Source organism: Mesorhizobium sp. ISC11 (genome assembly GCF_037162595.1).
Classification (GTDB): Bacteria; Pseudomonadota; Alphaproteobacteria; order Rhizobiales; family Rhizobiaceae; genus Mesorhizobium; species Mesorhizobium ciceri.
This window is the reverse complement of the sequence record NZ_JAVSPW010000002.1, coordinates 40,186-59,911: the sequence shown is the minus strand read 5'-3', so window position 1 is coordinate 59,911 and position 19,726 is coordinate 40,186. Positions and strand designations below refer to the sequence as shown.

18 protein-coding genes and 3 pseudogenes are annotated in these 19,726 nt (G+C 61.2%); 13 read left to right on the top strand and 8 right to left on the bottom strand.

Annotated features, from left to right (window positions below; genetic code table 11):
* Window positions 1–232 precede the first annotated feature (232 nt).
* Window positions 233–367, top strand: coding sequence for a hypothetical protein (locus tag RPF88_RS31330; RefSeq protein ID WP_013525051.1), 135 nt, complete (start codon window positions 233–235; stop codon window positions 365–367).
* A 550-nt stretch (window positions 368–917) separates the two neighbouring features.
* Window positions 918–1,442 carry a YciE/YciF ferroxidase family protein gene (locus RPF88_RS31325; RefSeq protein ID WP_337124010.1) on the top strand — a complete coding sequence of 175 codons (525 nt, stop codon included), beginning with the start codon at window positions 918–920 and terminating at the stop codon, window positions 1,440–1,442.
* A gap of 53 nt (window positions 1,443–1,495) precedes the next feature.
* On the opposite strand, the gene RPF88_RS31320 is transcribed toward RPF88_RS31325, so the two are convergent.
* Window positions 1,496–1,972 (bottom strand): hypothetical protein, encoded by a 477-nt coding sequence (locus RPF88_RS31320; RefSeq protein WP_164755343.1) that lies wholly within the window; start codon window positions 1,970–1,972, stop codon window positions 1,496–1,498.
* Here RPF88_RS31320 and RPF88_RS31315 point away from each other — a divergent pair.
* Both RPF88_RS31315 and RPF88_RS31310 read left to right on the top strand, forming a co-directional pair.
* Window positions 1,877–3,163, top strand: coding sequence for an SDR family oxidoreductase (locus tag RPF88_RS31315; RefSeq protein ID WP_337124009.1), 1,287 nt, complete (start codon window positions 1,877–1,879; stop codon window positions 3,161–3,163). The genes RPF88_RS31320 and RPF88_RS31315 overlap by 96 nt on opposite strands.
* Complete coding sequence (locus RPF88_RS31310) at window positions 3,163–3,645, top strand: DUF2269 family protein (protein WP_337124008.1); 483 nt, start codon at window positions 3,163–3,165, stop codon at window positions 3,643–3,645. The genes RPF88_RS31315 and RPF88_RS31310 overlap by 1 nt, the downstream gene beginning before the upstream one ends.
* A gap of 602 nt (window positions 3,646–4,247) precedes the next feature.
* Here the strand turns inward: RPF88_RS31310 and RPF88_RS31305 are convergent.
* From RPF88_RS31305 to cphA, 4 genes are read right to left on the bottom strand one after another with little or no spacing between them, the layout of a single operon-like run.
* On the bottom strand, window positions 4,248–5,348 hold the full coding sequence (locus RPF88_RS31305) for an alpha/beta fold hydrolase (protein WP_337124007.1): 1,101 nt from the start codon (window positions 5,346–5,348) through the stop codon (window positions 4,248–4,250).
* Between the two features lie 15 nt (window positions 5,349–5,363).
* The gene (locus RPF88_RS31300; RefSeq protein WP_013525046.1) at window positions 5,364–6,188 is read right to left on the bottom strand and encodes a cyanophycinase; all 825 of its coding nucleotides are present in this window, start codon (window positions 6,186–6,188) and stop codon (window positions 5,364–5,366) included.
* On the bottom strand, window positions 6,185–7,087 hold the full coding sequence (locus tag RPF88_RS31295; RefSeq protein ID WP_337124006.1) for an isoaspartyl peptidase/L-asparaginase family protein: 903 nt from the start codon (window positions 7,085–7,087) through the stop codon (window positions 6,185–6,187). Before RPF88_RS31295 ends, RPF88_RS31300 begins: the two co-directional genes overlap by 4 nt.
* Window positions 7,087–9,867, bottom strand: coding sequence for a cyanophycin synthetase (cphA, locus tag RPF88_RS31290; protein ID WP_337124004.1), 2,781 nt, complete (start codon window positions 9,865–9,867; stop codon window positions 7,087–7,089). Before cphA ends, RPF88_RS31295 begins: the two co-directional genes overlap by 1 nt.
* Window positions 9,868–10,530: 663 nt before the next feature.
* On the opposite strand from cphA, the gene sdhD reads away from it, so the two are divergent.
* The gene (sdhD, locus tag RPF88_RS31285; RefSeq protein ID WP_013525042.1) at window positions 10,531–10,920 is read left to right on the top strand and encodes a succinate dehydrogenase, hydrophobic membrane anchor protein; all 390 of its coding nucleotides are present in this window, start codon (window positions 10,531–10,533) and stop codon (window positions 10,918–10,920) included.
* A 77-nt stretch (window positions 10,921–10,997) separates the two neighbouring features.
* Here the strand turns inward: sdhD and ctaD are convergent.
* Window positions 10,998–12,655 (bottom strand): annotated as a pseudogene (ctaD, locus tag RPF88_RS31280) (cytochrome c oxidase subunit I).
* Window positions 12,656–12,809: 154 nt separating this feature from the next.
* On the opposite strand from ctaD, the gene RPF88_RS31275 reads away from it, so the two are divergent.
* Window positions 12,810–12,980, top strand: coding sequence for a hypothetical protein (locus tag RPF88_RS31275; RefSeq protein ID WP_013525040.1), 171 nt, complete (start codon window positions 12,810–12,812; stop codon window positions 12,978–12,980).
* Between the two features lies 1 nt (window position 12,981).
* Window positions 12,982–13,785, top strand: a complete 804-nt coding sequence (locus tag RPF88_RS31270) for a DUF2243 domain-containing protein (protein WP_337124003.1) — start codon at window positions 12,982–12,984, stop codon at window positions 13,783–13,785.
* Between the two features lie 121 nt (window positions 13,786–13,906).
* Here the strand turns inward: RPF88_RS31270 and RPF88_RS31265 are convergent, their stop codons facing one another.
* Window positions 13,907–14,053: a hypothetical protein gene (locus RPF88_RS31265; RefSeq protein WP_337124002.1), complete on the bottom strand. Its 147-nt coding sequence runs from the start codon at window positions 14,051–14,053 to the stop codon at window positions 13,907–13,909.
* 639 nt (window positions 14,054–14,692) lie between these two features.
* Between RPF88_RS31265 and RPF88_RS31260 the strand changes: the two genes are divergently transcribed.
* From RPF88_RS31260 to RPF88_RS31250, 3 genes and pseudogenes are all read left to right on the top strand, one after another.
* Complete coding sequence (locus tag RPF88_RS31260) at window positions 14,693–15,286, top strand: SOS response-associated peptidase (protein ID WP_337124001.1); 594 nt, start codon at window positions 14,693–14,695, stop codon at window positions 15,284–15,286.
* A gap of 5 nt (window positions 15,287–15,291) precedes the next feature.
* Entirely contained in the window at window positions 15,292–16,002 is a 711-nt protein-coding gene (locus RPF88_RS31255) for a hypothetical protein (RefSeq protein WP_245475888.1), read from the top strand.
* 149 nt (window positions 16,003–16,151) lie between these two features.
* A pseudogene (locus RPF88_RS31250) lies at window positions 16,152–16,882 on the top strand (alpha/beta fold hydrolase).
* 85 nt (window positions 16,883–16,967) lie between these two features.
* On the opposite strand, the pseudogene RPF88_RS31245 reads toward RPF88_RS31250, so the two are convergent.
* Window positions 16,968–17,634: pseudogene (locus RPF88_RS31245) on the bottom strand (OB-fold nucleic acid binding domain-containing protein); the annotation flags it as partial.
* Window positions 17,635–18,307: 673 nt separating this feature from the next.
* On the opposite strand from RPF88_RS31245, the gene RPF88_RS31240 reads away from it, so the two are divergent.
* The 3 genes from RPF88_RS31240 (at window position 18,308) to RPF88_RS31230 (ending at window position 19,551) form a co-directional block, all read left to right on the top strand.
* Complete coding sequence (locus RPF88_RS31240) at window positions 18,308–18,448, top strand: entericidin A/B family lipoprotein (RefSeq protein ID WP_032809501.1); 141 nt, start codon at window positions 18,308–18,310, stop codon at window positions 18,446–18,448.
* Window positions 18,445–18,636, top strand: a complete 192-nt coding sequence (locus RPF88_RS31235) for a hypothetical protein (RefSeq protein WP_337124000.1) — start codon at window positions 18,445–18,447, stop codon at window positions 18,634–18,636. Before RPF88_RS31240 ends, RPF88_RS31235 begins: the two co-directional genes overlap by 4 nt.
* Window positions 18,637–19,230: 594 nt before the next feature.
* Complete coding sequence (locus RPF88_RS31230; protein ID WP_127413906.1) at window positions 19,231–19,551, top strand: KTSC domain-containing protein; 321 nt, start codon at window positions 19,231–19,233, stop codon at window positions 19,549–19,551.
* Window positions 19,552–19,726 lie beyond the last annotated feature (175 nt).

Here is a 19,726-nt window from a genome sequence, read left to right as displayed (position 1 = left end):
TCTGCATTCGTCTGCAGGTCACAGCGATGGGATGACAGATCCCGAATGGCCACAGCAAAGTCCGGCGCCAGGCATCTCTTGCGAAGTTTTGCGATCTCGGAACAATCGCGCCAAACCACAGTTCGAGCCAGGCAGCGGAGCTGCAAGATTGGTGACCCGATCCCCGCGTGAGCCCTCCCACGGCGTAGGCGCTTGATCACCAGCAGGCGATATAATCGAGGCGATAGCATCGATGGGCAAGAAGGCCAAGCAGAACACCGCGTCTCGGACGGATCGCGAAAGGGCCATCGAAGCGAACTACTTTGCCCGAAAGTGCGGCCTCACCAAGGACGAGGCACTCAAGATTCTCAGGTCGCAGGATCGATGAAGAAGCGAAACGGCGGTCGGGCGGCCGGTAGGAGCAATCGTCGCTCGATCGTCGCAACCGATGGCGGCGCATGATCTAGTTCACCCCGACACACCTTTTAAACAATCCGCTTCAACCATCCGGGCATGCCGCGGGCCGGGTCCCGTTTAGACCGGCAGAGGCAGCCGAGCGACCATTGTGGCTTGCAATATGTGCCGAAAAGCGCGCGATCTGGTCTCACAGCAGCTTGCCCACAAAACGCTGAAGAGGTCGTTCCGGCGCCGCGGCCCCCGACCGCCGTCTTATCAACATTGATCGGCGAAAGCGTGACCAGCAATCGACTTCGATAGGCGAGAACGCCGGTTAAGGCGCGGCAGGCGGCTTGACAAGCGGCCGCGAGGCTAGCCAGGCGCAGAGGCGACATGGCGCCGGTTGTGCCGACCAGAACGGAGCGAGATCACGGTCCTTGCTCGTGTTCCCACCATGTCTTTGAGGGCGAGGAACAACCGATGGCCTTGGTTGTTAGAGCTGCATATGCCGCGAAGCATTGAACTCGAAGTGGGACATGGAGATGGCGACGAAGAAAAGCGCCCAGAGCAGCACAAAGGGCCTGGAAGATCTATTTTACGAAGCCTTGAAGGACATATACTACGCGGAGCGTAAGATCTTAAGTGCCCTCAAGAAAATGGCCAGGGGTGCCGAATCGCAAGAGTTGACCGCCGCGTTCGAGAAGCACCGCGACGAGACTGAGGGTCAGGTTGAGCGGCTGCAGCAGGTGTTCGAGATTTTCGGCAAGCGCGCGCAGGGCAAGACCTGTCCCGCGATCGACGGCATCATTGAGGAGGGCGGGGAGATACTGGAGGAGTTCCAGGCGGCGCCGGCCCTCGACGCCGGGCTTGTTGCCGCTGCCCAGGCCGTCGAGCATTATGAGATCGCCCGTTATAGGACATTGGTAACCTGGGCAAGGCTGCTCGGCTTGAATGACGCGGTTCCGCTGCTGCAGCAGACGCTCGACGAAGAGAAGGCAACGGACGACGCGTTGACGCAGCTTGGAGAAACCAGCGTAAATGAAAGGGCGCTGCAAGATGCCGCCTAGATCTAGCTGAACGCGTTGGGCGGGAGGGAGATCGAGTCCATCGACACCGTCGATCAGGTTGGCTGGCGCTGCGTGCATGAGCAAATAGTGGATACGGTCGTTGCACTGAACCGTCCGAGGCGGTCATTCCTGCGCGAACAACTCGCCTTGCCCATGAATGGTTGCAGGAACATCCGTGGCAGCTTGGGATCAGCGCCCATGGTAGAAACCAAAGGAACAATCAACCCGAGCTTCCGCTCGATATCGTTGCTCGAAACTGTCGGAGCTCTGGCCGGACGCGCCAGCAGCGCCGCGACGCTCGCTTCCATCTGCCCTCGGCGAGGCGCGCGGAATCGCTCGATCGTGCGGCCCGATCGCAGCGACACCGCTGTTTCGTCCGGCTCCGCGTGCAGACAGGATGAGGCGCGACTGTCACTGCAGTTTTCAGGTGCCAGGTGAGGGTCCTCGTCACCGGCGCGTCGGGTCTGATCGGAGCTTCTCTTTGTGCGCGCCTGGCCACCGATGGATATGAAATCGTTCGCGTGCTGCATCGTGCCGGCGCCGCTCCCTTCAGAGGCTTGCCGCCTGTCTTGCTCGACATGGCAAAGGCGCTGCAGACGCAGGACTGGAGCCCGCATCTGATAGGCATCGACGCGGTCGTCAACTGCGCCGGCGTGCTGCAGGACAGCGCGCAAGAAAGCACTGGCGGTGTGCATGCGGGTGGCGCATCGGCACTCTTTGCCGCCTGTGAGCAGGCGGGGGTGAGAAAAGTCATTCACTTCTCGGCAATCGGGGTCGATCGGCTGCAGCCGTCCGCCTTCTCGGCCACCAAGCTGGCTGGCGACCAGGCGTTGATGGCGCGCGATTTGGACTGGGTCATCCTGCGCCCGTCGGTCGTGCTGGGCCGGCCGGCGTTCGGCGCCAGTGCGCTGTTTCGCGGACTGGCCGCATTGCCACTGTTGCCGGTGATGCCCAGCACGGGTCGGCTTCAGGTCGTACAGTTGGATGACGTGATCGCCACTGTCCTGCATTTTCTCCGGCCCGATAGCGCATCGCACCTTGCGCTTGACCTTGCCGGACCTGAAGCGCTGCCGATGAGCAAGGTGGTCGGCCTCTACCGCCGCTGGCTCGGGTCGAGACCGGCTGGAGAGTTCACTCTGCCCGGTAGCGTCGCGGCCGGCCTGTACCGGGTCGGCGATGCGGCGGCTCTGCTCGGCTGGCGCCCGCCGATGCGCAGCAATGCGGCCAAGGAAATCGTGCGGGGCGCTGTCGGCGACCCGCAGGCGTGGATCACAGCGACAGGGATCCAACCATCCAGCCTCGAAGCGGCGCTAAAGCTCAATCCCGCGACGGTGCAGGAGCGATGGTTCGCCCGTCTCTATTTCGTCAAGCCGGCGATCTTTACTGTCCTGCCCTTCTTCTGGATCATGACCGGCATCATTTCCCTGACCACCGGCTGGCGCCGCGGGGTCGACTTGCTGGTCGGCACGGCCATCGGTCCGCTGGCGGAACCGGCGGTCATCGCCGGAGCGCTGGCCGACATGGCGGTCGGCGCGTTGATCGCCTGGCGACCGACCAGTCGGCTGGGGCTGTTCGGGGCGATTGCGGTGGCTCTTTTCTATGCGATCGCGGGGACCATGCTGCGACCAGAACTGTGGAACGAGCCGCTCGGCCCATTCCTGAAGATCCTGCCGATCCTGGTTCTGCATTTTGTCGCGCTGGCGGTCCTGGAGGAACGCTGATGACCTACTTCATGCTCAAGTTCCTGCATGTCGTCGGCGCAGCCGTGCTGCTGGGCACCGGCGCCGGCATCGCCTTCTTCATGCTGCTCGCCCACCGGACCGGAAATTCCGCGACCATCGCGGCGGTCGCACGCATCGTCGTGATCGCCGATTTCATCTTCACTGCAACCGCCGTCGTCGCCCAACCTGTCACCGGTGCATTCCTCGCCTGGCATTCCGGCTATCTGCTGACCGAGGGGTGGATTGTGCTTTCGATCCTGCTCTACCTCATCACCGGCCTGTTCTGGCTTCCAGTCGTGTGGATGCAGATCGAGATGCGCAATCTCGCTATGCAGGCCGCGGCAGAGAAGCAACCTCCACCACAGCGCTATGACACCTTGTTTCGGCTTTGGTTCGCCTTTGGCTTTCCTGCCTTCGCGGCAGTGCTCGCCATCTTCTGGCTGATGATTTCGCGACCTTCGATCGACTGGTTCGCCTTGTAGCACCGGACGTCGTCTCCCTCGTCACGGTCTGCAACATCGTTGCGCCTAACAAATGGGCGGCGATGGAGCCAGCCGCAGACTGCCTCGTTCCGTTCGTACATACCGGGTGCACAGGTTCCCGGCCATCGCCGGAGCACCTCTGTGGCGGGAGGCTGACGGGACTTTGATTGCCGACGACACGTCTATCCACGTCGCCCGTGCACGGCTTCGAAATGCATCGTCGGCGACTTCGGTGGCAACTTGCGGCATTGCAGCCCGAGCTTGTCGTCACCGAGCACGGCGCTCCCGCATGCCGCGGGGCCTCGATCGTGTTGCCGAGCGGTGCAGCGAGGTCGCCGTCCGGCCGCAGTCGAGATACGCGCCGTTTGACCACCGTCGACGCGTTTCCCGCAGTCCTTTCGTTCGGCGATCTCTGCTGCGGATCCATCGCCGGCGTGACCCGTGCCTTCAGGAGGCAGTTCGGCCGCTTGGTGTCGGGCGCAATCGGAATCTTCTGTAGGCTCTCAGCCTGGGGGCAATGGGCGACGCCCGGCGAACCGGCTCGGCGCAAGTACCCTGCCCTGCCAATACGACAAGGCGCAGGCTGCCCTGATCGATGATGGTCAGCGCGCAGCTGGCGAGAGCGCGTCGCTGCTGCCACCCTCTTTTGGTGGACGAGGCATACAGGTGACCTTGTCGATCATTCCGAGCACCGCCTGCGGGTCACTGTGGTGGGCCATGTGCCCGGAATTCGGGATTATTTCCATCAGTGACCCTGAAATTTCGGCATGCAAGCGTTCCGCTTCACGCCGAGCGTCGAACAGCCTGTCCCCTGCTCCAGCCACGATTCCGGTCGGCACGTCGATGTCCCGATAGCTAGGCTTCGTAAACAGCGCCGCGCCGAGCATCAGGGCTGTCTCCACACAGACTGAGCGCAACTGAGAGGGGCGGCTGGCGACCTCCTTTGTGCTCACGGAAAAAACGTTCGAGATCGGCCCGGGCCGGAATATCCTTCGCATGGCCGACGGCCAGCCGAGCCTTACTGCGAGCGGCAGCAAGGTGTGAAGAAATGCCGAGCCCATCAGCGGTACGGCCGGTAGTGCTGCAAGAGCGAGATCCAGCCTCGGTGAGGGATAGTAATATCCAGAGACGAGGACCAGGCCGGCGACCGAGGGAGCGTGCCTGCGGGCCATCTCCAGCGCGATCCACGCGCCCCAGGAATGTCCGAGCACGAGGTACTTGTGAATGCCTATTTTGGCGGCGGCCTCGTGGAAGAGATCGGCCTGCTCGCACGCCGACCAGCGCTTTCGAGCCGGTCGCGAGCTTCCGCCGAAACCTGGCCGGTCGAAGGCGAGGACCCGATGGTTGGCACTCGCCAGGTCGAGCACGCCGCTGACCGCAAAATCCTCCGCAACCGAGCCATTGCCATGCAACAGGAGCAAAGGAGGCCCGCTGCCTTTCTCGATGATACTCAGGTCCACCCCATCGATCCTCAGAGTGCGTCCCCTCGAACGGGGAGCCAAGGCCTTCCTGGCGCGTGCGTTATTGTATGCCGCCAGCGACAGGGCGGCAGCCGCAAACAGTGTGGCGAGTTTTATCCGGTTTGAAAACATACTGACTCCTGCGCTGGGTCTGCACGGTGGCCCACCGTTGAGCGCGTCGCGGTTGTGCATCGGCATCGACGTCGCCAATTCGGTCAGCCTGTCCCGCCGCATCTTTGCCATTAGGGTATCGAAGCCTCACGGAACCCCGACCGGGCGTCGCATCGCGAGATCGAAGGCATCGCCGGAGCTCAGCACGTGAACCCTCAGATCATGGATGGAAAGGGCGGCATCAGGTTCACCTTCCGCGATGTTGGAATGCGTGACGCCGGCTGCATCGACCAGATAGACAGCGCCGCTGCCGATGACCTTGAACATCTCGCCATTCACCACGATCGCCGTGTCTTCATCGATGCCGATGCCCAGGACCCGTGGGTTCTGCGACACCGCTCCGATGAGCCGCCCGATGCGGCCCCGCTCCGCAAAGTGCTGGTCGATGATGACATTCGGCAGCAGGCCCAACCCCGGCGCCATGCGAATATGGCCGATCCGAAAGGACGCAGCGTTCGGCCCCTTCACCATCATGGTATCGCTCATGACCGACGCGCCCGCGGAGGTGCCGGCAATTATGCCTCCGGCTTCATAGATTTCGTGCACCCGCTCGTCGATGGGGGTGTCGCCGATCTGGCTGGTGATGCGGAGCTGGTCGCCACCGGAGAAGAACACAGCGCTCACGTTTGCGAGCGCGCTTATTTTTTTTTCATGCGCCGCCTCGAGACGGTCGTTGACGTAGAGCTCGACGACTTCCTTGATGCCCAACTCGCCGAAGGACTTCTGATACTTCTCGAGATAGCCATCCGGCTCATGCGAAGCGATGGTCGCAAGGACCAGGCGCCCGTTCGGAACGAGACTTGCGACCTCCTTCAATATGACGCGATCGCCGTCATGGTCCTCGTGGCCACCGATAATGACAAGCGTTCCGGCTTTGCCATTGGAGGGGCGCCTTTTCTTCCTGTCGGTCATCTGCCCTCGTCTCTCTTGCGCACGAAGACATGCGGATGGTTGTCCTCGCTGGTCATGAACGCGACTGCGAACTCCCGGCTGTTGTGCGCCCACCCGGACTTCCCGGTTGGGGTAAGCACGATGGCTCCCGCTTCACCGCCGATCGCCTCAACCTCCATGAGGGAGGGCTCCAGCACCTCCTCAACGCCCGCCATAGCTGTCTGTCCAGAGGAAAGTGCGCGCCGCGCGGAAAGCTCCTGCATGACGCGAGCGGCGAGAGCCTTTCGCGCGATATGCTCGCCGTCTCCCGAAAAGGCCACGGCGCCCAGCTGGTTGTCGGCGTAGTAGCCGCAACCGGGTTGCGGAGAATCGCCCACACGGCCCGGAGCGCTGCCGTCCAGTCCCCCGGTCGAAGTGCCCACGGCGAGATCCCCATACTGGTCAAGGGCAACGACGCCGATTGTATCCTTCGCCTCCGACTTGCTGGCCAAATCGCGTTGCTGCGGCGTGACCAAATCAGCCGGATCGCAAAGCTCCAGTTGTTTATCGGCCGCGAAACGCCTGGCGCCGTCCGACGCCAGCAGGATTGGCTCCTCATGCAGCATGGCCTTGGCGACACTGATGGGATGGCGCACGCCCTTGATCACAGCGACGGCGCCCACATTGAAGTCCCTGCCCTCCATGACGCCTGCGCACATTTCGACCTCGCCGTCCGAATTTAGGGCACTGCCATATCCTGCATTGAACGTCGGGTCCGTCTCGAGGACACGACCGGCGGCTTCTACCGCGTCGACTGCAGTTCCGCCGCCGGCCAGGACGGCGCGACCGGCCTCAAGCGCCTTGATGCACCCGTTGCGATGCGCCTCCTCCTCTTCTGGATCGATCTCCTTGGCACCGCCGTGCAGGATGAGCGACCACATCAGCCAGCCCTCAGATGGCGAACACGGGTCTGATCGGGCCCTCGCCGAGAAGGTGCCGCGCCCTCAAACCCGGTCACGTGGCTCCAGACCGCCTCAACGTCGTCGACGGTGAGCACGACAAGGTCTTTCTCCCGAGCAAGCTGGAGACACACGTCGACGGCCTCTTTTTCGGGACAGACGGCTTGTATGCGCCCTGGAGCGCAGCCGGCGTTCAAGGCGCCTTCCCGCAGCAAGCCGGCGATCGTTCCGGGGGCTCGGCCGCGCAGTTCATGTTCATCCTCCTTGAAGACGATGACGTCGAATATTCGCGAAGCCACCGCGCCCATCTCGCGTATGTCGCAATCGCGGCGGTCGCCCGGTATTGCGACAAGGCCGATCGTGCGCTGATACCCGCGCTTCATATGGGAAACGAGCTTTCCCAGCGCCTTCAACCCGTCGGGATTGTGCGCGTAGTCAACGATCGTGCGGAAACCATGCCCGTCGAAGACGTTGAGGCGACCGGGAGAATGCTCGAACGAGGTGGTGAACTCGGCCAATGCAGCGCGGATAGTTGCCGCAGGTATGTCGTGGCAATGTGCCATCGCAACGGCCGCCAAGCTGTTGGCAACATTGAATTCAGCGGCCCCCTCGAAGGTCGCGGGAATTTCGTCGACGTCCATCAGGAACATCGACTCCCCATCCTCGTGGATGACGATGTCCCAACCGTCCCTGCTGCGCTCCCGCGTCACGGCGCGGCCGCCTTCCGCCACGTGGCTGCACAGGAAATCGGGCCAGTCGCTCCTGTTCACCAGCGAGAAGTAGCAGATCCTGCCCCCTGCTTCGCGCGACATCGCGGAGGTGTGAATGTCGTCGGCGTTGAGGATGCTCCACCCGCCGCGGCGGACAGACTCGACGACCACCGACTTCACTTCCGCCAGGTCGTCGATAGTGTCGATGCCTCTCAGCCCCAGATGATCGCCATGGACGTTCAGCACCGCGCCAATGTCGCATGCGTCGAATGCAAGGCCTTCGCGCAGGATGCCGCCGCGTGCACATTCCAGCACGGCGACATCGACACCTGGCTCGCGAAGCACGATCCTGGCGCTTTGCGGACCCGAGCAATCGCCTGTCATGATCCGCTCGCCGTTCAGGTAGACGCCGGTGGTCGAGGTGAGCCCGACCGTTGCACCATTCGCCTGAAGAATGTGCGAGAGCATTCTGGCGGTGGTCGACTTGCCGTTTGTCCCTGTGATCGCGAAGATTGGAATGCGGCCGTCCTTGCCACCCCTGAAGAGAAGATCGAGCACCGGCCGTGCGACATTGCGGGCGCGGCCTGAGGACGGTTCGAGATGCATGCGAAACCCGGGACCGGCATTCACCTCTATGATGCCGCCGCCGGTCTCGCTGACCGGCCGGGAAATGTCAGGGCAGACGAAGTCGATCCCCGCAATGTCGAGACCGACGATCTGTGCCGCCCGCCTTGCGATCAGTGCGTTTTCCGGATGGATTTCATCCGTCCGGTCAATTGCCGTCCCGCCGGTCGACAGATTAGCGGTGGGTCGCAGGAGCACCATTTGACCCGGCGCTGGAACGCTCGAAAGCGTGAGCTGCGACTTTGACAGGAAATGCTCGACACATTCGTCGATCTCGATGCGGGTCAGCACCGAAGAATGGCCCTCTCCCCGTCGCGGGTCGTGGTTCGTCTCCTCGACGAGTTCGGCGACAGAACTCCGGCCATCGCCGACGACATGTGCCGGGACCCTCTCGGCAAGCGCCACCACCTTTCCTCCGATCACCAGGATCCTGTGGTCCGAGCCGACGAAGTGCTGCTCGACGATAACGCTGCGACTGTGTTCTCGCGCCTGTTCGAAGCCCCAGCGGACTTCGTCCTCGGTTGCGAGGCCGATGTTGACGCCGTTTCCATGATTGCCGTCCAGTGGTTTGGTGACCACAGGGTACCCGAGCCGTGCCGCTGCCGCGACCGCGTCCTGCGCCGATCGCACCAGTTCCCCGCTGGGGACCGTTAGCCCGGCCTGCTGCAGCAGAAATTTTGTCAGGTCCTTGTCGGAGGCGATTTCGGTCGCGATCTCGGAAGTGAGGTCGGTGCAGCTGGCGCGGATTCGCTTCTGATGCTTGCCTTGGCCGAGCAGCACCAGGCTGCTGTCATCGAGCCGCGCCGCGGGAATCCCCCGTCTCCCGGCCTCGCGCACCAGAGAGGCGGTCGTGGGGCCCAAGGCACGCTCGGCGGCGCGAGCCTTGAGCTGCTGCAGCCTCACTGCGAAATCGAATGGCCCGTCCATTTCGGCAATCTCGTCGAGCCCCTCGAGGCCATGCAGATTGGCCGGCAGGAGACCATCCACCAACTCGAGCGCAACTCGTCCGGCGAGCAGCCCCACAACCTCATCATTGTAGGCGAACATGACGTTGTAAGTGCCCGGACTGCCTTTGACCGAACGTGTCTTTCCTCGTGTCACCCGGTGGCCCAGCATGTTCTGCAGTTCCAGGGCGACGTGCTCCACGACGTGGCCGAGCCAGGTTCCTTCCTGCATACGGCGGACGAACCCGCCGGCGACGCCATAGCTGCAGCCATGGGCCGCAAGGCCGGGCAACAGGCGAACGATGTCCTCGGTAAACCCGGGCAGCTTGTCTGTCGGGAACGCCTCAAGGGCCCCGAGGTCAATCTGGATCCGGACCATTGGACTCATGCTGTAGAGATGAGGTCCGCGGAACACGCGAGCGTCCACGACACGGATTCTGGTGCGAAAACGCGAGGCGTCTTGGTGAATTTCGTTGCCCGACATAGCCCGTTCTCCTGACTAGCCCCGCAAACTTCTTGAGGATCGATACGTTCCCGACGATGAAACGCAAATATTTTTGCGCGATCGAGAAACAAAAAGCATGTTTAACATATGTTGGCCAAATAACAGATTCTGGTCATCTTACCTGCCGCAAGGGGCGGGCCAAGCATGCGCCTGCTTGTTCCTAAGCATAGCCCGGCAAGCCGCGGCCCATTGGAGGCGAGACCCGACCAGGGTGGGGACAGAGATCCCAGGTGCCGAGTGCCGGGTGGGCTTGTGGCGACCGCTTTGAGGGCAGCATCGAAGCATTTATATTTTCAACGCCGGACGCCCACCGGGGAACATTTCCAAATGCACTGTGTTTGGCGCCACCCTTGCCCACCGGAACTAAAGCCATGCAGAGTCGGAAATTGGTGAAGGCCGCGCTGGTCAAAGAGATCGACGCCGTCCGCCTCAGCATCTCGCTCCTTGAAAAGGAGTTGTGGAAAGCTGGCAGACCCGGGAAGATTGGATGGCGTTCAGGATACGAGCTAACCGCCCAAAAAGCTCGCCTCGCCAAACTGGAGAACGTGCTTGCGCACTATCCGTCCGTGACGCGAGCCCGAGCATTGGACAGCAACAGCTTGAGTTACGGGCAACGGAACCAGGTGAGTTTGGGGAAGCAAGATGGCTGACCGACGCTCGATCAGAACTCCGCTAGCTCGAGTGCGCGGCCTTGGGTCGGCTAAACACGGAACCGAAACGTTCATGCTGGAACGACTGACATCTGCTGCACTGTTGATCCTCGTCATCTACATCGTCGCGGTCGTCATAAGGCTGAGCGGAGAGCCTCGAGATGTCGTCATCCGCGTAGTCGGATCGATCTATGTCGCACCCGCCCTCATCGCCTTCATTCTGGTGAACTGCGTCCACATGCGGCTGGGCATGCAATCGATCATCGAAGATTATTGCCACGCCACGGTGCTGAAATCTGTCCTGCTGATCGCCAACTGGTTGTTTTGCTGGGCAGTAGCCCTCGCCAGCTTTTTCGCCGTGCTCGTGATCAGCTTCCGATAGGTCAATTCACGGCCAGCGCGGCGCGCGCCTTCCAACTCAGCGCCGATCCCGCCGCCGGTCGCGCTCGCCAGCCGGATTCATTTGATTTTCGGCAGCCTGTCCCATTGATGGAAAGGCGGTGGAGAGGTCAACTCCCATTCCAATGTGGTGGCTCCCGGCCCCCAGGGGTTCATGCCGGCGGCCCGTCGCCGGTGGAAAGCCTCCACGATGCCGGCAAGGAAAATCAGGACACTCGCGGCCGACAGATACGATCCAAAGGAGGAGACCATGTTCCAACCGGCAAAAGCGTCGGGATAGTCGATATAGCGACGTGGCATGCCGGCCATTCCGAGAAAGTGGTGGGGGAAGAAGACGAGATTCACACCGACGAAGGTCGTCCAGAAATGGATTGCAGCCAAAAGCGGATTGTACAAATATCCAGTCATCTTCGGAAACCAGTAATACCAGCCCGCGAAGATGCCGAAGATCGCACCCAACGAGAGAATGTAGTGGAAGTGTGCGACGACATAGTAGGTGTCGTGCAATTGGCGGTCCAGGCTGGCATTTGCAAGCTGTACGCCGGTCACGCCTCCGACAGTGAACAGGAATATGAAGCCGAGCGCCCACAGCATCGGGGCGCGCAGGCTAAGGGAACCACCCCACATGGTCGCGATCCAGGAGAACACCTTGATCCCAGTCGGCACCGCGATCACCATCGTGGCGAAGGTGAAATAGCGCTGCGTGTCCAGCCCTATTCCGCTGGTGTACATATGGTGGGCCCAGACGACGAAGCCGATCGCTCCGATCGCGACGATCGCGTAGACCATCCCCAGATAGCCGAAGATCGGCTTTCGCGAAAATGTGGAGATCACCTGGCTGACGATGCCGAAGGCCGGCAAGATCATGATGTAGACTTCCGGATGGCCGAAAAACCAGAAGAGATGCTGGTACAGGATAGGATCGCCGCCGCCGTCCGGCGCGAAGAATGTGGTGCCGAAATTTCTATCGGTCAGGAGCATTGGGATGGCCCCTGCCAGGACAGGCAGGGCCAGCAGCAGCAGGAATCCGGTGATGAGGATCGACCACACGAACAGAGGCATTTTATGCAACGTCATCCCTGGCGCGCGCATATTGAAGATCGTGGTGATGAAATTGATGGCGCCTAGTATCGAGGAGGCTCCCGCGATGTGCAGAGAAAGAATGACCAGATCGACGGCAGGACCGGGATGGCCGGACGTCGACAGGGGCGGGTAGAGGAACCAGCCGGTCCCGGGACCGTATCCGCCGGGGACGCTGGGCATGAAGATCGACAATAAAAGCAGCATCAATGCCGGCGGCAGCAGCCAGAACGAGATGTTATTCATGCGTGGGAACGCCATGTCCGGGGCGCCGATCATGATCGGAACCATCCAGTTGGCGAAACCACCGATCAGTGCGGGCATGACGGTGAAGAAGATCATGATCAGCGCGTGCGCCGTGGTGAACACGTTATAAAGTTGCTTGCCGGCATCTATGGCCGCGTCGCCTTGGTAGCCGTAGATCATCGATCCCAACCCGGGGAAAACCTGGATCCCGGGTTGCTGCAGTTCAATTCGCATGCCCACCGACAAGAGCATGCCGATGACCCCCGCGATGAAGGCGAAGATCAGGTAGAGGGTTCCGATATCCTTGTGGTTTGTCGAAAACAGCCAGCGGGTGATGCCCCGCGCTTGTGGTCGTCGCGGCTGCTCGGAGCCGCCGCCGAATATTCACTCATGAATGTTCTCCGCTTCAGCCATCCCCCAACAGGGCATCCGAACCATGATGTAAGTTGATTGTTCCTCCCCAGAACGCCCGACGCGAGGGAACATACGGCAGAAGCCAAGGTTCGGGTCGGGCGCGGCGTGCCCGCGGTTGAAGGGTCGACATCCATGCTGGCAATCATTGCTGGGACTTTGGTTCTGACGACAGTGGTCGGCGGGCTGATTACCGCCTTCTGGATCGAGGCCCGTCATGATCTCCACGACCCGACGCCGGACAGGGCGATGCACCTGGAGCTGCTAACCAGACTTGGCTCTCCGGTTTCGGCGGAGTCGTCCTGATATGGACACCATCACCGCGAAACTCGATCCGAGAACGAGAGTCGGCTGGCTTCTGCTCGGCTTCGCGCTGGGCGGTTTCTTCGACGGCATCGTCCTGCACCAGATTCTGCAATGGCATCATCTTCTCTCGGGCCTCGCCGACCCGGCGGGTTCCGACCTGCGCTTCCAGATCATGGCCGACGGCCTCTTCCACTTGTTCATGTACGTGTTCACCGTTGCCGGCACGGTGCTGCTGGTGGCGGCGAGGGCAGCAGGCAGGCGGGCCGTAACGACGACCGAGATCCTTCGGCTGGCCTTCATCGGGTTCGGCGTCTGGCATCTGGTGGACGCCATTGTGTTCCATTGGCTGCTCGGCCTGCATCGGATCAAGATGAACAGCGACATGCCGCTCGCCTGGGATATTGGGTGGCTGGTCATCTTCGGAATCGTGCCGCTGCTGTTGGTGCTGGTGCTGCCCAACCGCGGTGGACCGGCAGGTGCCTCGGCGGCTCTGACCAGCATCGTCCTGCTTGCAGGACTGGCTGCGGGTGCTGGCCCGCTCTTCAACGGTGCCGCCACTTCCGTCATCGTCTTTCGAGCTGGGATGCAACCGGCCGCGATGATGCAGGCGGTTCAAGCGGCCGACGCCGACCTCAAGTGGGTCGACGCCAGCGGCACCATCTGGGCCGTCGATAGAGTCTCATGGCGCGGGTTGATGACCCTGCACGCGCGCGGCGCCCTGGTCGTCGGCACAACGCCTGTCATTGCCGGATGCCTCGCCTGGACCGATGCCGCTGGTGCGAGCAGTCGTCCCATCCAGCAGTGAGGCATCCTAGCCCGCTTCCGAAAGATGGCGGGCTTTTTGTCGGCCGGTTGCCACGCCTGGCCGACGGCAAAGAGTGGCACATTGCGGATTGGCAAAGGGTAAGATCGATGAAGAACAGCTATCAGAAGCCGGCATTCACGAAACGTGAGCGGCTGTCGTCGGTGACGGCTTCGCCCAACTCATCCGGGGTCTCCGGGATTATCGAGTAATCAAGAGAATTGCAGCTTTGGAAGGCCCGCTGCTCAAAGGTGGCGGGCTTTTTGTGCATTAGTGGAACCTGATATGTCGAGGCAGGTTGGAAACGGCGGCAGCGTCCCCCGCTGCCGGGCCTGGGTCCCAAGCCTTGGCCGGGTCCGCCTCTGCCCGCCAGCAGGGGCGGACCCACTGCAACATGGCTCCGAAAATGAAGTTTGGATTGCGCTCGGTTTCCCTGGCCGAGCATAACACCGGAAGGCCCGTTACTGCTCCCTCAGTGGCGGATTTTTCAATGGCAGGTTGGCCGGTGAAGCATCACGTCGCGGTTCTCAGGACCCGTAACGCTACCCTGAATTGCTGGATTCGTTGCCCTTGGCATCGCAGACCTTGCATATCAGATCGAGACGGGAGCCAGCACCAGAACGGGCCAACTCTGCCAGAATCTCGGTCAGTACTGCGGTGTCGGAAAGGTCCAGACATAGCGAGCCATACCTGGCGGCGGTACCTGCTGGGCACGGCTTTCCGCAGATGGTCTGATGAACCAAACCTTGAGCGCATCATTGTGAGCCACGGCGATGTCATCACGGCAACTGCGCGATGCTCAAGCAGATCGCGAGATTTCGGGCATAGCGGAAAATCTCCGGATGGTGGCGCCGCAGCCAAGCCGCGTTATCTGTTATAAGTCATCAACTGACTGAAAGCGTGGGCAGCCATGTGCAACGACTATGAGCAGCATATCGCCTGGGCCGAATATTGCAGGATGATGCAATTGCTGGCGCTCGACATTCCCACTTATCAAACCGAACTGGATCTGCCGCAGGCGGATGACATCCGCATCAGTGATCTCGCCCCGATCATGCGCGCCGCCGGCGACACGAGCGAACTCACGCGCATGACCTTTGCCTTTCCGCCCTCCGGGCCCAAAGGCGGGCCGATCTTCAACTTCCGCTCGGAAGGACGGAACTTCTCCAACAGCAAGCGCTGCCTTATTCCGGCGTCGGCTTTCTTCGAATTCACGGGAAAGAAGTCTCCAAAGGCTAAGCATCGCTTCACGCTCAACGGCGCCTCGTTCATGGCGATCGCCGGCCTGTGGCGCGATGGCGACGGCAACAAGCCCCCGACATTCGCTATGCTGACGACGGAACCCGGCCTGGACGTGGCGCCCATCCACAATCGCCAGATTGTGGTTCTGCGCCCGGATAATTGGGCGGCATGGATCCACCTCACGAAACCCGAGGTGGAGCTGTTGAAGGCCCTGCCGGCCGGGTCGCTGGCGGTAGAAACCGTGCGACAAGGAAGCGACTAGCTCAGATGCCGGTGCGTTTTGCGCAAACACGAAAGATTCTTGGCGGCTTGGCTGCGGCAATTGTGGCCCCTCGAGATCGCGGCTCTCGCCAAAGCGTCAGCACCTCGTTGTCACTGATTACCGAGTGGCCCCTTCCGCCATCAGCGACGCTTGGCTCGTCGGTGCGCACGAAAGGTATCGAGCGTGAAATACGTGCCCGCCTGCCTTGGGCGGTGAGGAAGTACGTCAAAGCCGAGACTGGTCGCATGACATTGCGGATGCGCGAAGACGATGCCGAAGAGTTCGAGGCCGCCTCGAACAAGATCGCCAAGACACTGGAAACCATCGCAGTACTCCCGGTCCTGCCGCGCGAGGCCGAAGACATCCTTGCGATCTCTTCGCGTGAGCGTCACAAGTGGCTGAAAGACGGACGGCTGCAAAGCATTGGGACCCGCACCGTGAAGATGCGCGGTCGATCCAAGGCCGTCACCTTCCACGTGTTCGATCCCAGGCACATCGAGGACATCCTTGATCGTGATCTGCCAAGCCTTTGGCGTGAAGAGGACGCGCAGCAAGTTACAGAGAACAGGCGACGTGGCGCCGGCAAGGCTGCCCTGACGCGGGCGGGAAAGGGTAGCGAGAAGGTTCGCGGTGCCGGGAATGACCCCAGAGATGACGCTCCCCGGCCCAAGTTGAAGGGCTGGAACGCGTTCGACGACGAGGGCCTGCTCCGTTAAATCCGTCTAGCCATTCGCGTCCAGAATGAGCCCTGAGCGAAAGCTAACCGGGAGCCGAAACGATCTGCAGTCGCGATTGGCACGTCCCGAACCAATCCATGCTCAAGGAGTTCTTCAAACCGACAACCGCCCATTTTTGAGGATGGCAGATGTTCGACAACTTCGTGCTTGAAATGTTGGAAACCGAGGGCGAGCCGATAAGGCTTCGGCATGGCGGATCTGGGCCGCCTCTGCTTCTGATCCATGGCCATCCTCGCACCCATATGACTTGGGGCCAGGTCGCGGACTTGCTGTCAGCAAGCTTGGGCCACCATAGTTTCTTCGTCGCCGGGCAATGATCGTGGAAGTCTGGTCGCTTTCAGAATGGCGATGGACCATCCCAACCTGGTGCGAAACTGATTGCCGTGGATGGATTGCCAGTTATCGAGCATCTGGAACGGGCCGACTGGAACTTTGCCCGCGATTGGTACCACTGGTTCTTCTTTGCTCAACCCGAGAAGCCGGAACGGGCCATCCTTGCAGACCCGATGGCATGGTACAGCGCCTTGCGGCCAGATGAGATGGGACACGATGCCTATGACGAATTGGTTTCATTCATCCACGATCCCGCCATCGTCCATGGCATGGTCGAAGACTACCGCGCAGGTATCAGGATCGACCATCGCCACGACCGCGAAGACCGAGATGACGGCAGGAAGGTGCACTGTCCGATGCTCTGCCTTTGGTCGCTCGACGACGACTTGGAGCAGATCTATGGCGATCCGGTTGCCATCTGGAAGCACCGGGCCGACGACGTGGGGGCTACGGAATCAAGAGCGGGCACCATGTCGCCGAAGAAAATCCTACCGCTCTCGCAGCAGCGTTCAAGGCCTTTCTCTGAAAAATGACAGAAGCACCGATTGAGCGATCGCTCATGCGTATCGACGAACCCAGCCATTGTTCGGCAGACTCGTTCTTGCACCGCCCTATTTGAAATCCCGCGTCTTCACCTTGATCTGGTCGATGTGCAGATAGGGATCGATGATGTTCCTCGGCCCCGGTCCTTTCGGCATGCCGCGCGGGTCTGGCGTTGGGCTGCCGTGATGGAACTCATCGCCGCGCCCATGCGGCAAAGGGAACGCAGCATCTCGATCGCCAACGCTGGCCAGATCGGCGGAAAGATCGCTCAAACGATGAGCGACAAGATGAACCACCTCGCCCTCCCGCTGAATGCGCCCATAGACGCCGATCATGCCGGCGCCGAGCACGACCCTGCGATATTTTTCGAAGACCTTGACCCACACCACTAGATTGGCGATGCCGGTCTCATCCTCGATCGTAATGAACATGACGCCCTTGGCCGAGCCAGGTCGTTGGCGGACCAGCACGAGGCCTGCTGCCTCCCGCCATTGGCCGTCGCGCGCCTGCATGGCCTCACGACACGAGACGATGCGCTTGCGCCCCAGGTCGGCGCGCAGGAACGAAACAGGATGGTCGCGCAGGGTCAGTCCAACATGCCCGTAGTCCTCGACCACTTCGCCCGCCGGCGGTCATCGCACGCAGCGCGACAACGGGCTCCTGGATCTCCGATACTGTCCGCTGCTCGCTGCCGGAGGCCGCCGCAAACAGTGGCAGCGGCTCGTCGCGGAGTGCCGCTGCGATCGATCACGACTGCTCACGCTGCATGCCGGCGGTAGCAAAAGACGCGCCCAATAGTCGGCCCCTGCGATGTAGCGCTCTCCCCCTAACATCGTTCCCGGATTTGGGAAGGCTGGCTAAGTCTTGGTCAAATTCGACAGGACAGCCCTCAATCTGGAGTGCCAGTTTGCCGTCCAACGCGACCGAAGTTCTTCGCCCGCTGGTTCGCACCGGATCGCGACGCGTGGCGTTCGTCACCGCTCTTGCCCTCAACCCTCCGTTATCCTGGCCAGCGCCACAACCTAGTTGCCGCCGCTTAGCTATCGCTCAAACGAGGTTGTCGTGTTGCCGTCGGGGTACGGAAAATCATGGCTGTTTCCTATAGAAGGAATCGCTTGCCACGGTGGTGCAGGAAGTCGGCGATGTGAAGAATAGAGGCGCATCGGCATTTTAAGGTGGATTAGGTCCTGACCGACAAATGGTGCTACATGGGCGATGAAGAATGCCCGCCCAGCGTACGTTGTCTACGCACCACCGCTGATCGGCCTTCCGTTCCTGGCTGTGATACTGGCTCTGGTGGGACGACCATCGCAACGCCCTTTGACAACGCAGATGAAGCGGCCGCCCACAACAAGGTGATGGCGGTTACAGGTGCGCTACGGCAAAGCGGACTTGATAATCACCGTCCATGAAACTGCTACGCATCACACCGATTGTCATTCTTGCCTGTGCCTTTGCCCTTGCGGCCTGCGCCAACACCGTCCGAGGCGTCGGCCGGGACGTCAAGGCAACGGCCAACGCAGTCGACGACACGGTCAACAAACCATGATGCAGAGGACCGTCACGGTTACCGAGAAGACAACGGGCCGCGTGATCGGAGCGCTGCCGATCGATCTTGCGCAGCAGGATCACGAGGCCTCCGATGATCAGTATTTCAGCAAGGCGTTCGAAGCCGCCATGGACAGTGGCCTCATTCGCGAGGACGACAAGCATGCGGTTGAATTCCGGCTTGAATAAAGTCGACGATGCAACGGCTTTCTGTCGCGTATCCGCGCATTGTGGTTTGCATGGTTTTGCACCTCAGCCATCCAGCAGGGGTGAATCAACACACCGTCCAGTCCAACTATCCCTAGGACAGCCCGCTGCGGCTATGAATGGGAGCGGCCGGTTTGGCCCGGAGGTGAAGCAGCAGCCGCTGCTCAAAGCCACTCAGTAGAGCAAATCGGCGTATTGGTAGGCGAACACCCTCCGTGCTCGCATCGGTCACCTCAAGAAAGTAGTTTCCGGATCGGTGTAGCGTCACGGGCATTTTCGTTGCCTGTGCGGCGGCGCAATAGGATGTCGGGGCCTCAGCTCGGTATTCCGCTATCACCTGGCCCGCTGTATATTCTCGGATTTGATACCCCACGGTCAGCCCCAGGGTCCGACTCATCCATTAGAGATATCTAACATTTCCCTTTTGGCGAGGCTGGGTGTACTTTAGGTACCGCTGGGTGATCCTAGCGACCCACTGCCCGCTGCCGAGAGGTGGCGGGCCTTTTTGTTTATGTGTGGAACGCCGAAATCCAATGGGAGTTGGAATGCTGTCACCGTCCTTCCGTGGAGGCGATGATGGCCATGGACGTACAGCCGTGGTCGGCCCGCTCTCTGCTTCCTCACTGGGCGGGCCATCTCGCGGGTCGCTCACCGGCAATGACCTGGTGCACCATGCCGTCGACCTCAATACGCAAGTTCGAATACGACCCGGAAACCAGGGTTCTCTCAGTGTGGTTTGTAGCGAGTGGCAGGCAGTACGACTTTCTGGATGTACCGCCGGAGATCGTCGCCGATTTCAAATCTGCCTTTGCCAAGGGCCGCTATTTCAATGATCGGATCCGCAACCAGTTCGCGTTCCGGCCAGTGGCAAGCTCCGGTTCCAGCGGTTCATGCTGAGGCAGATTGTGCCAAGCGACCTGGCGGAAATCGCGCATGTCGAACTGCTGGCCGCAGACCGGACAGGTCATGAAATTGTCGCGCTCGTCGGCAGGCTCGCCGCCGTGCTGCGTGCCGGGAATCGGCGGTCCAAGGTCGGATAGCTTCGTCATAACCATCAAACATTCAATTCGTC